This window comes from Amycolatopsis sp. NPDC051716, from assembly GCF_040681595.1.
Taxonomy (GTDB): Bacteria; Actinomycetota; Actinomycetes; order Mycobacteriales; family Pseudonocardiaceae; genus Amycolatopsis.
This window is the reverse complement of sequence record NZ_JBFAZA010000014.1, coordinates 113,264-127,479: the sequence shown is the minus strand read 5'-3', so window position 1 is coordinate 127,479 and position 14,216 is coordinate 113,264. Positions and strand designations below refer to the sequence as shown.

The window sequence follows — 14,216 nt, the reverse complement described above, 5'->3', positions numbered from 1 at the left end:
TAACTTCTCCTCATGGGTGAGCGGCGAACGCTGAACGTGGACGAGGTCCTGGAACGCCAGGACTCCGGGGAGCTCAAACGGCGGCTGCGCGGACGCGACCTGGTCGGGTTCGGCGTCGGGATCATCATCGGCACCGGCATCTTCACCTTGGCGGGTGTCGAGGCGAAGACGCACGCCGGGCCCGCCGTGACGCTGTCGTTCGTGCTCGGCGCGGTCGTCGCCGGGCTCGCGGCGCTGTGCTACGCCGAGCTCGCCTCCAGCGTCCCGACGGCGGGGAGTGCTTACACCTACGCGTTCGCCACCCTCGGCGAGGTCTTTGCCTGGATCATCGGCTGGGACCTGCTGCTGGAGTTCGCGCTCGGCGCCGCCGTGGTGTCACGGGGCTGGTCGGGGTACCTGGCGAACCTGCTCGGGCTGTCACCGGAGTGGTTCGGCGAAGACGCGAAGGTCAACATCGGCGCGGTGGTCATCATCGCCGTGCTGACCGTTGTCGCCGTGCTGGGCATCAAGGAGTCGGCCTGGCTGACCAACCTGCTGGTGTGCGTCAAGGTCGCGGTGTGCGTGCTGGTGCTCGCGGTCGGCTTGTTCTTCGTCAAGAGCGCGAACCTGACGCCGTTCATCCCGCCGGCGAAGGCGCCCGAAGCCGGCACGACGGCGCTGGAACAACCGTTGGTCCAGGCGGCGCTGGGGCTGGAGCAGTCGGTTTACGGCATCGCCGGGATGATCACCGCGGCGGCCGTGGTCTTCTTCGCCTACACCGGTTTCGAGGCGCTCGCGAACCTCGGCGAGGAGACGCTGAACCCGCGCAAGGACCTCCGGGTCGGCATTCTCGGGGCGCTGGGGGTGTGCGCGCTGCTCTACATCGGCGTCTCGATCGTGCTGACCGGCATGATCCCGTTCACCGACATCGACACGGGCGCGCCGCTGGCCGACGCGTTCGACCGGGTCGGCCAGCACTGGGTGGGCGCGCTGATCTCGCTCGGCGCGGTGACCGGGCTGACGTCGGTGATGATGGTCGAGCTGGTCACGATCGGGCGGATCGGGTTCGCCATGGGCCGCGACGGCCTGCTGCCCAAGGCGCTCGGCACCGCGCACCCGCGCTGGGGCACCCCGCACCGGATGACCATCGGCGGCGCCGCCCTGATCGCGGTGCTGGCCGCGTTCATCCCGATTTCGGAGCTGGCCGACATGGTCAGCATCGGCGCGCTGTCGGCGATGATCATCGTGGCCGTGGCGGTCCCGGTGCTGCGCCGCCGCCGTCCCGACCTCGATCGGCCGTTCAGGGTGCCGTTCTCCCCGGCGATCCCGGTCGTGGCCGCGCTGGCTTGCCTGTACCTGATGCTCAACCTGAACGTGCTGACGTGGCTGCGGTTCGCCGCGTGGCTGGTGATCGGCCTGGTGATCTACTTCGCCTACGGCCGCCGCCACTCCCGCTTCGCGCCCGGGGCGCCGGTCAGTCCCAAAAGGACGGACTGAGCCCGGCGGCGCGAGCCGCCGCGCGGACCACGTCGGCTTGGCCGACGTCGACGACCACGAGCACGCCGAGGCCGGCCAGCGCCGCCGTCACCCATTCGACCGGCTGGTCGTGGCGGCCGTTGTCGCCGAGGGACGGATAAGTGTCCACAACGGACAGCAGGGTGCCCTCGGCGCCGATGCGGATGCCCGCCAGGAGCACGAAGTGGCCGCCGGGCGGGCGCCAGCGGGACGTCCACAGTGGCGGGACGCCGGTGTCGAGGTAGTCGAGCAGCGCGCGTTCCGGGGTGTCGTGGGCGCCGAGCTCGGCGCCGTCGATCCGGGCGAGCACCGCCACGCGCGGGACGTCCCACAGCCCGACGAGCAGGTCGAACAGGGCCTCGGTAGTCCACTCCCCCGTCACCGGCACCGCCGCGAGCGCGCTCCGCGACAGCGACCCGATAGCCGCCGCCAGCCCGGAAACCCGGGTGCCGGCCGCGACCGGGTCGTCGACGACCGGCAGCGGCAGCCGGAAGTCGTGGCGGCCCGGCTCACCCGGCGGCCGCACGGCCGGGCCCCGGACCGTGCCCGCGGCCGCCGCGACGGCGTCCTGATCGGCCACGTCGAGCCCGGCCGCCCGCAGTGCGGCGAGCCCGCAGAACGCCGCGGCCAGGCCGTCCTTCTGGGGCAGTTCCGCCTGGGCCACCGCGGCCAGCCGGGCGCCGCCCGGCAGCCACCGCACCCCGGACAGGTCGAGCTGCCCGCCGTCGATCCCCGAAGACATCGGTCCCCTCAGTAGCGCCAAAGGTGGGCGGCGACGATCTCGTCGGCCGTGCGTTCGGCCGCCCACGCCGCGTCGGAGGCCCGGACGGCGCGGAAGGCGCCCAGCAGCTCGTCACCGAGCACGCCGGCGATCCGCGGCGACGCCACGAGCGCGGCGTCCTGTTCGGCGGGGTCCGCCGGCAGCCGGCACACCCCGCGGGCCTCCCGCTCTTCGTCCGTCCAGCCGCCCGGGTCCTCGCCGATCGGCTCGGGCAGCGCGGGCGCGTCCTCGATGCCGGCCATCCCAGCGGCGAGCACCGCGGCCAGCGCGAGGTACGGGTTGGCCGAGGCGTCGGACGTCTTGAGCTCGACGTTCGCGTGGCCCTCGCCGAGCAGGGCCGAGCCGGGGACGTACCGCAGCGGCGCTTCCCGGTTCTCGACGCCCCAGAACGCGTAGGCGCCCGCGAAGTAGCCGGGCCGCAGCCGCAGCGTCGAGGGAACGCTCGGCGCGGTGATCGCGGTCAGGGCCGGCAGGTCACGCAGCAGCCCGGCGAGGTAGCCGGCGCCTTCCCCGTCCGGCCGCCCGTCGCCGTCGAGCAGATTGCGTCCCTTGCGGCGGACCGAGGTGTGCAGGTGCCACCCGTTGCCGGCGGCACCGAGGCCGATCAGCGGCGCGAAGCTGACGGCGAGACCGTGCACCCGCGCGGCGGCGTGGATGGTCTGCCGGGCGAGCAGCTGGTCATCGGCGGCGGAGACGGGATCGGTGGCGGCCAGCGACACCTCGAGCTGCGCGACGCCGTACTCGGCGTGGAGCTGGCCGATCCGCAGGCCGTTGGCCGCGAAGTCGTGCAGGAGGGCGCCGACGAAGCCGTCGAGCCCGATGAGGGCGTGCGGGCTGTAGGCGGGCCCGGGGTGGCCGGGAGCGGCGAGGACGTCGGCACTGCCGGCGGGAGCGACGGCGAACTCCAGCTCGTAGCCGGCCCGGAACTCGAGCCCGCGCTTGCCGGCCTCGGCCACCTGCGCTTCGAGGACGGCGCGCTGGCAGTAGGGCCAGGGATCGCCGTCGCGGGTGAGCTGCCGCACGGGCGCCCAGGCGAGCGCGGGCTGCCCGGCGAGCCGCCGCAGCCGCTCGACGACGGGCACGAGCCGGATGTCGCCGGACGGCGTGCCGAGGTTTTCGTGCCGGTAGGTGATGGCGTCGTGGGTGTCGAAGACGGCGAAGAGCGAGGTCGCCCCGACCCCGCGAGTGGCGGCATCGGCCAGCCCGGCGACGGGCACGATCCGCGAGCGCGGAATGCCGTTGTTGTCCGCCCAGGCAAGGTGCACCCCACCCACTCCGGCAGCGGCGAAGTCCTTCGCCGCTGCCGACGCCGCCTTGGTCATGGCCACCCGCTTCCTGCCGCCCGCGCTCAGTATCCCGGGCGCGCGCGGCGGGGGCCATCACGATCCCGATCCTGGGGCGCGCCACGGCTTCACCGGCTGCCGATCCGGGCGGTGCGCCGGGGTGGTAGCCCGAGCGAGCCGGGGTCCGAGTGGCCGGGGCCCGAGTGGTGGCCGACTCCGGGCGGCATGGCGAGGTCGGGGAACATCGGGAGGTCGCTTGGGCCGGTCCGCCCGCCTCCAGGGGCCCGAACCGGCGCGGTCGGGAACATCGGGAGGTCGGCTGAGCCGGCGCGCCCACCGCCGCAGAGCCCACCGCCGCAGAGCCCACCGCCGCAGAGCCCACCGCCGCAGAGCCCACCGCCGCAGAGCCCACCCTCCCTGGGGGATCCGCCCCGCTTCAGCCTATCGGGGGCAGCCGACGGAAACTGGCGAAAAGCGCTCGCTGCGGAGAGGTTGTCCACAACGCCGGGGGCGTGTGGACAACTCGCCTCGACCACCTGAACCGGGTGCCCGGAGCGCCGCATTCACCTCACGCGGTGCCCAGGACACCCACTCACCCCACATGGCGCCCAGCGCTCAGGCGCCTCAAAGCCCCGCTCGGCACTCCCCCAGCCAAAGCCCCGCTCGCAGCCCCGCAGAGACCCCAACAAAGCCCACTAAAGCCCACTAAAGCCCACTAAAGCCCACCGAAGCCCACCGAAGCCCCCAGAGGGTCACCCCGGCGGCTCCACCGCCCGTGACTCCCGCCCCTCCCGGCTCCGCAACCCCACCCCCGCCACGACAGCCAGCGTCCCCGCCGCCTCCGGCACGCTCGGCACCTGCCCCAGGAGCGCGAACCCCATCACCCCCGCCGTCACCGGGAGCAGAGCCAAGAGGGTCGCGAACCGTGCCTGGCCCACGCGTCGCAGGACCAGCTGGTCCAGTGCGTACGGCACCACCGTCGACAGCACGCCCACCCCGATGCCCAGCCCCAGCAACCGTGGCGAGGACCACACCGGCCCCGTCCCCAGCGCCAGCGGGGACAGCACGACCGTCCCCGCCGCGAAGCCGATCGCCAGGCTGTCGATGCCGTCGCCGTCGGTGGCGACCCTCTTGCCCAGGAGGATGTAGCCCGCCCACGCCGCCGCCGCTCCCAAGGCGAACATCACTCCCGGGAAACTGCCGCCGAGGTGGACGTCCGTGATCGCCACGACCCCCGCCGCCACCAGGAGCAGCGCGAGGACGTCGCGCAGGGTTCGGGAGCCCAGGGCCGCCACCACCACCGGGCCGGCGAACTCCACCGCCACCGCCGTGCCCAGGGGCAGGCGGGCGATCGCCTCGTAGAACAGCACGTTCATGCCCGCCGTCACCACGCCGAACACGATCGCCAGCAGCAGCCGCCTGCCGCGCCATGCCGCGCGGCCCGGGCGGCGCCAGGCCAGCAGGACCACCGCCGCGCCCAGGCAGCGGAGCCAGGCCACCCCCGCCGGGGTGGCGTGGCCGAAAAGGTCGACCGCCACCGCCGCTCCGGCGTACATCGAAATTCCGCTGAGAACGAACAAGAGCGGAGCGGGCACCGCGGAAAGCCGTCGTGGGGAAGTCACCGTACTCACCAGCTCATGGTGCCTGACCACGGAAAATGTAACTCTCCGGGTAATCGTCTCCTGGAATGCGGGACAGCGCTACGGCATCCGGGGTAAATCGACGTGACTCAGGTCCCACCGGCGCGGGAACACTTGCGAGCCGCGAAACGTCTGGAACAGTGGAAGCACGAACACGCGGAGCCGGAGGCGATCGCCGTCACCGGTAGCAGTCCCGAAGTGGGCGTAGCTGGATCGATGGCACCGGGCGACCGGTGCCGGGACGGAGGGAGACCCCCATGACATCGCCGACGCTCACCCGCCCCGAACTGACCGCCACCGACCGCTGTGACCGGTGCGGAGCAGCAGCTCAGGTACGAGCCATCCTCAGTACGGGTGGCGAACTACTGTTCTGCGGGCACCACGCCCGCGAGCACGAGGCCAAGCTCAAGGAACTGTCCGCCGACATCCAGCGGTAACCCTGCAGACGCGAAAGGCGGCTGGTGCGCACAGGCACCGGCCGCCTTTCTGCATCTTGCAGATTGCGTGGTATAAATCACGGTTCGGCCGCGATAAGCGGTGATTCCGGACACGAAACCGGACAGGAAATCAGACAGAATCCAGCACGACTTCGAACGCCACCTCGGCGGCGCCGAGCAGCTTCCCGTCGGCTCCCAGCGCCGAGCTGATGATCCGCGTGCCGCCGACCGCCCGGCTCACCAGGCTGCGCCGGCGGACCTCGGTGCCGACGTGCCGCAGCACCGGCTCCGGCAGCACCGTCAGCAGGTCGCCGAGGATCACCAGCTGCGGCCCCAGCAGGTTGACGACGTTGATCAGCCCCAGCGTGAGCCACTCGGCGAACTCGGCGAGCCGCGTCATCGCCGTCTCCGGGTCGCGGCCCAGCTCGCGCAGCTCGAACAGGATCGCCCCGCGGGCGGTGTCCTCGGCCAGGCCGAGCGCGCGGCACAGCGCCGCCTCGCCGACCTCGGTCTCCCAGCAGCCGCTGCTGCCGCAGTAGCAGGGGCGCCCGTCGGGGCGGATCACCATGTGCCCGATCTCGCCGACGTACCCCGAGCCGCCGCGCAACGCCGAGCCTTCGGCGATGACGCCGCCGCCGACCCCGACGTCCGCCGAGATGTACACCACGTCGGACGCGCCGCGGGCGGCCCCGCGCAGGTGCTCGGCGACCGCGCCGAACTCGGCGTCGTTGCCGACCAGGATCGGGATCTGCAGCACCCCGCCGAGCCGCTCGCCGAGGGCGACGTCGGTCCAGCGCAGGTTCGGCGCCTCGTGCACGTGCCCGTCCGCGCGCCGGACGACGCCGGGCACCGACACCCCGGCCGCCACCGGGCTCACGTCGAGGTCGCCGGCCAGGATGGCCGTCGACTCGATGATGTGGGTGATGACCTCGTCCGGCTGACCCATCCGGCCGCGCAGGTTCCAGCTGTTGCGGCCCAGGATCTGCCCGCCGAGCCCGACGAGGGCGATCGCGACGTGCTCGACCTGCAGGTCGACCGCGAGCACGACCGCCGCGTGGGGCTGGGGCAGGACCAAGAGCGAGGGGCGGCCCGCCCCTCGTCCCGGCCTCGGCACCTTCTCCTCGACGACGCCGGCTTCGGCGAGCCCGTCGACGAGGGTCTTGATCGTGCTCCGGTTGAGCCCCAGCTCGGCGGCCAGGGTCGCCCGGGTGCTCGGCCCGCCGACGTGCAGCAGGCGGAGCAGGGTCGTGCGGTTGTGCCGGCGCACCTCGTCGGGTCGAGCAACGGGCGAGCTGGTCACGGGTTTGATCATCCCATGCTGGTTCAGCGCGCCGACGCAGCCGCGCGGCGCCGGGACAGCGCGTCGACCGTGGCGGCGAGCAGCAGGACCAGACCGGTGATGATGTTGACCACCGCGGCCGGCTGCTTGAGCAGGCCCAGGCCGTTGATCACGACGGCGATCACGAGCCCGCCGACCACGGCGTCGGACACGCGGCCCTTGCCGCCGAACAGCGACGTGCCGCCGATGACGGCCGAGCCGACCGCGAACAGCAGCGTGTTCAGGCCACCGGACTGCGGGCTGACCGAACCGACCTTCGACGCGGCGACGATGCCGCCGACCGCGGCCACCGCCGAGCCGATGACGAACACGCTCGCCCGGATCTTCGGCACGTCGATACCGGCGCGGCGGGCGGCTTCCTTGTTGCCGCCGACCGCGTAGACGTACCGGCCGTACTTGGTCCGGTTGAGCACGTAGGTCCCGGCCACGAGCAGCACCAGCATGATCGGGATGACGTACGGGACGCCCTCGATCGTGACGACCGCCTTGTTCGGCGAGCGGTTGATCGTCAGCAGCCAGGTGCCCAGCGCCGACAGCACGACCAGCACGGCGACCTTGACCATGACCAGCGCCGTCGGCTGGACGACCAGGCCGCGCTGGAGCCGCTTGAAGTGGCTGATCAGCGTGATCACCGCGAACCCGCCGGCGGCGATGAGGAAGAAGATCCAGCTGCCCAGGATGTTCAGGTTGCCGTTGGCGATCTTGTACAGGACGTCGGAGTTGCTGATGCCGATCGTGCCGCCCTCACCGATGAACTGCAGCAGGACGCCCTGCCACACGATGAACAGCGCCAGCGTCACGACGAAGGACGGCATGCCGATCTTCGACACGAGGAAGCCGGTGATGCAGCCGATCGCGGTGCCGACGCAGATGGCCAGCAGGATCTCGAGCCAGGCGTTGGCGGGCACGCCGATCGCGACGATCAGCAGGCCCAGCAGCGAAAGCCCGGCACCGGCCCAGAGCCGCTGGTAGGCCGACAGCAGCGTGGCGACGGCCAGGACGCCGATGAACGTGATGAACACGCCGGTTCCGAGGGTGCCCAGCAGGTTCCCGGCGTGCACGTAGTGCAGGGCCATCACGGAAGCGGCGACACCGGAGGCCACACCGGCGGCGAGGTCGATCTCGCCGAGCAGCAGCACGAACACGATGCCCATCGCGATGATGATGACGCCCGCGCCCTGCGGGAACACGTTGGCGATGTTGGCCAGCGTGAAGAAGTTGTCCGACAGCGCGCTGAACAGGATCACCAGCACGAGCAGGCCGAACAGCGACGGCAGCGCGCCGAGCTCGCCGGCCCGCAGGCGGGCGAAGTAGTCACGGACCGCTTCACCGGTTGACATCGATGTCGTGTCGATGCCGAAGTCGGTGATCGCCGCGGACGGGTTCTGGGTCTGCGCGAGCGCGTCGGCGGGGGTGCCGACCTCGTGCTTGGCAGGGGTTTCAGTCATTTCCGGTTCTTTCTTCCCGCTCACAGGACCACGGCTTCGGGCCGGGCCAGACCGAGGTCACCGGAGCGACCCGCGGTGATCAGCTCCACGACCTGGCCGTGGGAGACGTCCTTCGTGTGCACCTCGGCGACGAGCCGGCCGAGGTAGAGCACCGCGATGCGGTCGGCGACCTCGAACACGTCGGCCATGTTGTGGCTGATGAGCACGACCCCCAGGCCCTGCTCGGCCAGCCGGCGGACCAGGTCCAGCACCTGCCGGGTCTGCGCGACACCGAGGGCGGCGGTGGGCTCGTCGAGCACGACCACCTTGCTGTTCCACAGCACCGACTTCGCGATGGCGACGGTCTGCCGCTGACCACCGGACAGCGAGGAGACCGGCGTGCGGACCGACTTCACGGTCCGGACCGACAGGGAGGCCAGCGTCTCGCGGGCGGCCTTCTCCATGCTGGCTTCGTCGAGCTTCCACGAACTGCCGCGTTCGCGGCCGAGGAACATGTTCTGGACGATGTCGAGGTTGTCGGCGAGCGCGAGGTCCTGGTAGACGACCTCGATGCCGAGGTCGGCGGCGTCGCGCGGACCGCGGATGTGGGCGTCCTGCCCGTTGAACCGCACGGCCCCCGAGTCGTACGGGTGGATGCCGGCGATGCACTTGACGAGCGTCGACTTGCCGGCACCGTTGTCGCCGACCAGTGCGGTCACTTCGCCCGCGCGCACGTCGAAGTCCACGTCGTGGAGGACGTGGACCGGCCCGAAGCTCTTGTTCAGGCCCTTGATCTCGAGAATGGGCTCACTCATGGATGGCTTTCTCCTGGGTGGGGACCGGGCCGGGACGCGCCGTCGGGGTGCGCGTCCCGGCCCGGCTGTTCATGGGGTGTTGCGGGGGCTCAGGAGATGCCGAGCGAGGTGCACTTGGCGGCGAGGTCGCCACCGCAGATCTCGGTCGACTTGACGTAGCCCTGGGTCACGACGGTCTTGATGTCCTTGGCCAGGATCGTCGTCGGGGTCAGCAGCACGGACTTGATGTCGCGGTTGCCCTTCGGGTCGTGCAGCGTGCCCTTGGCGATGGCGTCGGCCGCGGCCTTGTCGCCCTTGGCCAGTGCGGCCGCCAGCTTCGCGCTCGCCTCGGCCTCTTCCTTGATCGGCTTGAAGACGGTCATGTACTGCTCGCCGCGCATGACCGCCATCAGGCCGTCGGCGGTGGCGTCCTGGCCGGTGACCGGGATCTTGCCGTTGAGGCCGTTCTTCTTGAGGATGGTGATGACCGCGCCGGCCAGGCCGTCGTTCGCCGCGACGACGCCGTCGACCTTGCCGCCGTTGGCCTGGAAGATCTGCTCGAACGTCGTGCCGCCGAGCTGGTTGTCCCAGTCGTTGATCGGCTGCCTCTGGATCCGCTTCAGCGTGCCCGCCGAGACCAGCGGTTCAAGCACGGAGTCCTGGCCCTTGGTGAACAGGGTCGCGTTGTTGTCGGTCGGAGCGCCCTCGATCTGGACGAAGCCGGCGCCCGGCTTGTCCTTGAGCGCGTCCGCCATCGCCTGGCCCTGGAGCTGGCCGACCTTCTCGTTGTCGAACGAGACGTAGTACTCGGCGCTGCCGCCGAGGCTCGGGCGGTCGTAGTTGATGACCGGGATGCCCGCGGTCTTCGCCTTGGCCTCGACCGCGGCACCGACGGCCGGGTCGGACGGGGCGATGATCAGGACCTTGACGCCGGAGCTGATGAAGCCGTCGGCCAGAGTCGAGAACTTCTGGGCGTCGCCCTGGGCGTTCTGGACGTCGGCGTCGAAGCCCTGCGCCGCGAGGGCGGCCTGCAGCATCGGCTTGTCGAAGGCTTCCCAGCGGGCCGAGCTGGCGGTCTCCGGCAGGATGACGCCGACCTTGCCGTTGGCACCGCCCCCGGCGGCCGGGGCCGAGGAGGAAGCGGAGTTGCTCCCCGTGCCCCCGCTGTTCGAGCTGTTGGTACCGCAGGCGGTCAGCACCAGGCCGACGCTCACCGTCGCGGCGAGGAGGGTAAGGGTTCTGCTGCGCATCCTCGTTCCTTCCGGATCCAAGCATTGGTGACGAGTGGCCGTCGGCGTTTGCGTCGGGCCTGCGCTGCGGTGATCCGGGGAGGCCCGGCGCACCGTCGCGCATATGTTGTGGGCGACAACATATGCCGCTGAGCGGCTGCGGGGAAGATAGCTGGATCGATTAAATGACACCAATTGGACACGGTTCGGCAACACAGGCTGCCCCTCGCCCGGAAAGAGTAGATCCGCTGACGATGTGATCGCCAGCACTCACGGTAAGTTACATCGAGGTTTCATGAGGGCGCGAGGTTGCTCCGGTCGTGTGCACCGAGCGCAACCCGTGGCCGATCCACGGCTCGCCGGCGCGATTGGTCGCCGACTTGCGAAATCGGGGCGATGAGATGCCCGGGAGACCATCCGCCGGGGGACGGAGGGGCAGCCCGCTCGTGACAACGGGACACGCAGCGTCACAAGCCTGGCGGTGGGGTGAACCCGCCGTCCCGGGGACGGACGGTGATCACCGGAACTTCAGCCTCCCGGGCGACAGCGCACCGGGACCGGCCACCCTCACCAGGATCGCAGCGTGACGATCCGTTCTTCCAGCTGCTCGACGGTCGCCATGGCTGTGACCGGGCCGCCACACACCCGCCGCAGCTCGTTGTGGATCGCGCCGTGCGGCTTCTTCGTCCGGTGGTGGTACATCCCCACCAGCGCGTTCAGCTCCTTGCGCAACGCACCCAGCCGCTCGCTCACCGACTGCGGGCGGGCCGTCGGCGGTGGGGCTTCCTCCTTGGCCGGCTTGCGACGCTTTTCGTCCGCGACCTGCTCTTCCTGCCGCTTCCGCAGCAGCGCCCGCACCTGGTCCGGCTCCAGCAGCCCCGGCAACCCCAGGTACTCCTGCTCCTCGTCCGACCCGGAGAACACCGCCGTGCCGAACGAGTTGCCGTCGTAGATGACCTGGTCGAGCTCGGCGGAGGCGCCCAGGGACGTGAACGCCTTCTCCTCCTCGCCCGGCTCGTCCTCGGTGCGGTTGGCCTGGGCGAGGAGCTCGTCCTCCCAGCCTTCCTTCTCCCGGTGCGGCTTGCCGAGCACGTGGTCGCGCTGGGCCTCCAGCTCGCTGGCCAGCTCCAGCAGCACCGGCACCGACGGCAGGAACACGCTCGCCGTCTCGCCCTTCTTGCGCGCCCGCACGTACCGGCCGATCGCCTGGGCGAAGAACAACGGCGTCGACGCGCTCGTCGCGTACACGCCCACCGCCAGGCGCGGGACGTCGACGCCTTCCGAGACCATCCGGACCGCCACGATCCAGCGCTCGTTCGTCTCGGAGAACTCCTTGATCCGCCCCGAGGCCTTCGGGTCGTCCGAGAGCACCAGCGTCGGCATCTCGCCGGAGAGGCGCTCCAGGATCTTCGCGTACGCCCGCGCCGACTCCTGGTCCGTCGCGATCACCAGGCCGCCCGCGTCCGGGACGCTCTGGCGGACCTGCGACAACCGTGTGTCGGCGGCCTGCAGCACCGCCGGGATCCACTCGCCCGCCGGGTCGAGGGCCGTGCGCCACGCGCGGGCGTTCTGCTCCGCTGTCAGCGGCTCGCCGAGCCGGGCGGTGAACTCCTCCCCCGCGCTGGTACGCCAGGAGGCCTCGCCCGAATACGCCAGGAAGACGACCGGCCGGACCACGCCGTCGGCCAGCGCGTCCGCGTAGCCGTACGAATGGTCGGCCTTGCTGCGCTGGAAGCCGCCCGCGTCCGGCTCGTACGTGACGAACGGGATGGCCGAGTCGTCGGACCGGAACGGCGTGCCGGTCAGCGACAGCCGCCGGACGGCCGGGGTGAAGGCCTCGCGGATCGCGTCGCCCCAGGACTTCGCGTCGCCGCCGTGGTGGATCTCGTCGAGGATGACCAGTGTCTTGCGGTTCTCCGTGCGCACCCGGTGCAGCGTCGGGTGCGCCGCGACCTGCGCGTACGTCAGCGCGACGCCGTTGTAGTCGGACGAGGTGACGCCGGTGGTGTTGCGGAAGTTCGAGTCGATGGCGATGCCGGCCGCCGCGGCCGAGGCCGCCCACTGGTGCTTGAGGTGCTCGGTCGGGGTGACGATGGTGACCGCCTCGATCGTGCGGTCGCTCAGCAGCTCCGCGGCGATCCGCAGGCCGAAGACGGTCTTGCCGGCGCCGGGCGTCGCCACCGCGAGGAAGTCCTTGGGCTTGCGCGTCAGGTACTTCGTGAGCGCCCGCCGCTGCCACGCCCGCAGCGGGCGCGCGGTCGAGTCCTTCTCCGCGGGAGGCGCCCCGAGCTGCGTCTCCGTCATCGCCGGTCCTCCCCCTCGCTCAACTGCCTCGACTGCCTCAAGTGCTGTGACGTGCGAAAACCCTCACTGTGGTACCGACTTCTGCGGTGTTGACCGGTCGGCGACTGCGGTGAGGGCACTGGAGCGAGTCTACCGGCCGGGTCCGACAGTTCCCGGCACCGGCACGGGTGACGTCCGCCGACACGCCCGGCCGCAGGGGGTGTGACGAGCCAAATCAGCGGCGATGGACCATGCTGGACACGTCATGGGTGAGGTGCAGCCGTCCGCAGCGACGAAGGTGGCCCGCAAGGGGCCGTGGCGGCTCGTCACGCGCACGTTCGCCAAGGCCTGGGAAGGCAACATCTTCTCCGAGGCCGCCGAGGCGGCCTTCTGGCAGACGCTGTCGCTGCCGCCGCTGCTGCTCGGCCTGCTGGGCAGCCTGGGCTTCGTCGGCGAGTGGTTCGGGCAGGACGTCGTCGCCGCGGTGCACGACCGGATCATCGGCTTCTGCCGGACGGTCTTCAGCCAGAACGCGGTCCACGACATCATCGAACCGACCGTGAACAGCATCCTCACCGTCGGCAAGGGCGAGATCGTCTCGGTCGGCTTCCTCATCTCGCTGTGGGCGGGTTCGTCGGCGATGTCGTCGTTCGTGGACGCCATCACCGTCGCGCACGACCAGTACGGCGTCCGCAACGACGTCTGGCAGCGGATCTTCGCGCTCCTGCTGTACCTGTGCGGCCTGGTGATCCTGGTGGTCGGGCTGCCGCTGCTGGCGATCGGCCCCGATCTGCTGCCGGAGTTCTTCCCGACCGCGTGGCGCCCGACCGTGACGTCGTGGGTGAGCGCGCTGTACTTCCCCGCGCTCGGCGCGATGATCACCCTCGCGCTGACCACGCTGTACAAGCTCGCGCTGCCGCGGAAGCTGCCGTGGCACCGCGGGCTGCCGGGCGCGGTGCTCGCCATGGTCGTGTTCCTGCTGTCCTCGGTCGGCCTGCGCGTCTACCTGAACTGGATCACCAAGACCGGCTACACCTACGGTGCGCTGGCCGCGCCGATCGCGTTCCTGCTGCTGATGTTCTTCATCGGGCTGGCCGTGGTCGGCGGCGCGTACTTCAACAGCGCGATCCAGGAACTGTGGCCGGCGAAGGCGACCCGGCGGCAGCGGCGCAAGTGGCGGCGGCTGGAGATGGAACGCGCCTCCGAGCGGCTGCGCTCGGAGGAGGGCCGCAAGCTGTGGGACCGCTCGACCACGCCGCTGCGGCGCCCGCGCGCCGAAGACGCCGCCGCGAACGGCGGCGAGCCCGAGCCGTCCGAAGAGGACACGTCGTCACCCAGCGCGCCGGAACCGGCACCGAGCGCAGCTCAGGGGCGCGGGTCCTCCGAAGGGACGACCCGGAATCCACCCTCAGACTGAGTCGCTCTCAGCAACGGCGTGAAAAGCTCAGCGGGCCATTGACGCCGGCGGGGGCCACTGTGCCTCTTACGGCATTCCCGAGGGGGTTTTCA

At 71.1% G+C, this 14,216-nt stretch carries 11 protein-coding genes; 3 read left to right on the top strand and 8 right to left on the bottom strand.

From position 1 onward, the window contains the following. Nucleotides 1–36 precede the first annotated feature (36 nt). Nucleotides 37–1,476, top strand: coding sequence for an amino acid permease (locus AB0M30_RS20960; protein WP_364586012.1), 1,440 nt, complete (start codon nucleotides 37–39; stop codon nucleotides 1,474–1,476). On the opposite strand, the gene AB0M30_RS20955 is transcribed toward AB0M30_RS20960, so the two are convergent. The 3 genes from AB0M30_RS20955 to AB0M30_RS20945 all read right to left on the bottom strand — a co-directional run bounded on the left by AB0M30_RS20955 (nucleotide 1,454) and on the right by AB0M30_RS20945 (nucleotide 5,114). Continuing rightward, on the bottom strand, nucleotides 1,454–2,236 hold the full coding sequence (locus tag AB0M30_RS20955; RefSeq protein WP_364585862.1) for a hypothetical protein: 783 nt from the start codon (nucleotides 2,234–2,236) through the stop codon (nucleotides 1,454–1,456). The two genes, AB0M30_RS20960 and AB0M30_RS20955, sit on opposite strands and share 23 nt — an antisense overlap. An 8-nt stretch (nucleotides 2,237–2,244) precedes the next feature. After that, the gene (locus AB0M30_RS20950; RefSeq protein WP_364585860.1) at nucleotides 2,245–3,597 is read right to left on the bottom strand and encodes a glutamine synthetase; all 1,353 of its coding nucleotides are present in this window, start codon (nucleotides 3,595–3,597) and stop codon (nucleotides 2,245–2,247) included. 713 nt (nucleotides 3,598–4,310) lie between these two features. Further along, nucleotides 4,311–5,114 carry an EamA family transporter gene (locus AB0M30_RS20945; RefSeq protein WP_364586010.1) on the bottom strand — a complete coding sequence of 268 codons (804 nt, stop codon included), beginning with the start codon at nucleotides 5,112–5,114 and terminating at the stop codon, nucleotides 4,311–4,313. Nucleotides 5,115–5,455: 341 nt separating this feature from the next. Here AB0M30_RS20945 and AB0M30_RS20940 point away from each other — a divergent pair, with 341 nt between their 5' ends. Then, nucleotides 5,456–5,635, top strand: a complete 180-nt coding sequence (locus tag AB0M30_RS20940) for a hypothetical protein (RefSeq protein WP_020645063.1) — start codon at nucleotides 5,456–5,458, stop codon at nucleotides 5,633–5,635. Nucleotides 5,636–5,765: 130 nt separating this feature from the next. Here the strand turns inward: AB0M30_RS20940 and AB0M30_RS20935 are convergent, their stop codons facing one another. The 5 genes from AB0M30_RS20935 to AB0M30_RS20915 all read right to left on the bottom strand — a co-directional run bounded on the left by AB0M30_RS20935 (nucleotide 5,766) and on the right by AB0M30_RS20915 (nucleotide 12,728). Continuing rightward, entirely contained in the window at nucleotides 5,766–6,947 is a 1,182-nt protein-coding gene (locus AB0M30_RS20935; RefSeq protein ID WP_364585858.1) for an ROK family transcriptional regulator, read from the bottom strand. A gap of 11 nt (nucleotides 6,948–6,958) precedes the next feature. Further along, complete coding sequence (locus AB0M30_RS20930) at nucleotides 6,959–8,422, bottom strand: ABC transporter permease (protein ID WP_364585856.1); 1,464 nt, start codon at nucleotides 8,420–8,422, stop codon at nucleotides 6,959–6,961. A 20-nt stretch (nucleotides 8,423–8,442) separates the two neighbouring features. Beyond that, nucleotides 8,443–9,216: an ATP-binding cassette domain-containing protein gene (locus AB0M30_RS20925; RefSeq protein ID WP_364585854.1), complete on the bottom strand. Its 774-nt coding sequence runs from the start codon at nucleotides 9,214–9,216 to the stop codon at nucleotides 8,443–8,445. 89 nt (nucleotides 9,217–9,305) lie between these two features. Further along, nucleotides 9,306–10,445: a substrate-binding domain-containing protein gene (locus AB0M30_RS20920; protein WP_364585852.1), complete on the bottom strand. Its 1,140-nt coding sequence runs from the start codon at nucleotides 10,443–10,445 to the stop codon at nucleotides 9,306–9,308. 546 nt (nucleotides 10,446–10,991) lie between these two features. Next, complete coding sequence (locus AB0M30_RS20915) at nucleotides 10,992–12,728, bottom strand: DEAD/DEAH box helicase (protein WP_364585850.1); 1,737 nt, start codon at nucleotides 12,726–12,728, stop codon at nucleotides 10,992–10,994. Between the two features lie 244 nt (nucleotides 12,729–12,972). Here AB0M30_RS20915 and AB0M30_RS20910 point away from each other — a divergent pair, with 244 nt between their 5' ends. Then, nucleotides 12,973–14,124, top strand: coding sequence for a YihY/virulence factor BrkB family protein (locus tag AB0M30_RS20910; protein ID WP_364585849.1), 1,152 nt, complete (start codon nucleotides 12,973–12,975; stop codon nucleotides 14,122–14,124). Nucleotides 14,125–14,216 lie beyond the last annotated feature (92 nt).

Coding starts and splice junctions, on each gene's coding strand:
- AB0M30_RS20955 (WP_364585862.1), bottom strand. CDS start 2,236: ATGTCTTCGGGGATCGACGGCGGGCAGCTCGACCTGTCCGGGGTGCGG.
- AB0M30_RS20950 (WP_364585860.1), bottom strand. CDS start 3,597: ATGACCAAGGCGGCGTCGGCAGCGGCGAAGGACTTCGCCGCTGCCGGA.
- AB0M30_RS20945 (WP_364586010.1), bottom strand. CDS start 5,114: ATGTACGCCGGAGCGGCGGTGGCGGTCGACCTTTTCGGCCACGCCACC.
- AB0M30_RS20940 (WP_020645063.1), top strand. CDS start 5,456: ATGACATCGCCGACGCTCACCCGCCCCGAACTGACCGCCACCGACCGC.
- AB0M30_RS20935 (WP_364585858.1), bottom strand. CDS start 6,947: ATGATCAAACCCGTGACCAGCTCGCCCGTTGCTCGACCCGACGAGGTG.
- AB0M30_RS20930 (WP_364585856.1), bottom strand. CDS start 8,422: ATGACTGAAACCCCTGCCAAGCACGAGGTCGGCACCCCCGCCGACGCG.
- AB0M30_RS20925 (WP_364585854.1), bottom strand. CDS start 9,216: ATGAGTGAGCCCATTCTCGAGATCAAGGGCCTGAACAAGAGCTTCGGG.
- AB0M30_RS20920 (WP_364585852.1), bottom strand. CDS start 10,445: ATGCGCAGCAGAACCCTTACCCTCCTCGCCGCGACGGTGAGCGTCGGC.
- AB0M30_RS20915 (WP_364585850.1), bottom strand. CDS start 12,728: ATGACGGAGACGCAGCTCGGGGCGCCTCCCGCGGAGAAGGACTCGACC.
- AB0M30_RS20910 (WP_364585849.1), top strand. CDS start 12,973: ATGGGTGAGGTGCAGCCGTCCGCAGCGACGAAGGTGGCCCGCAAGGGG.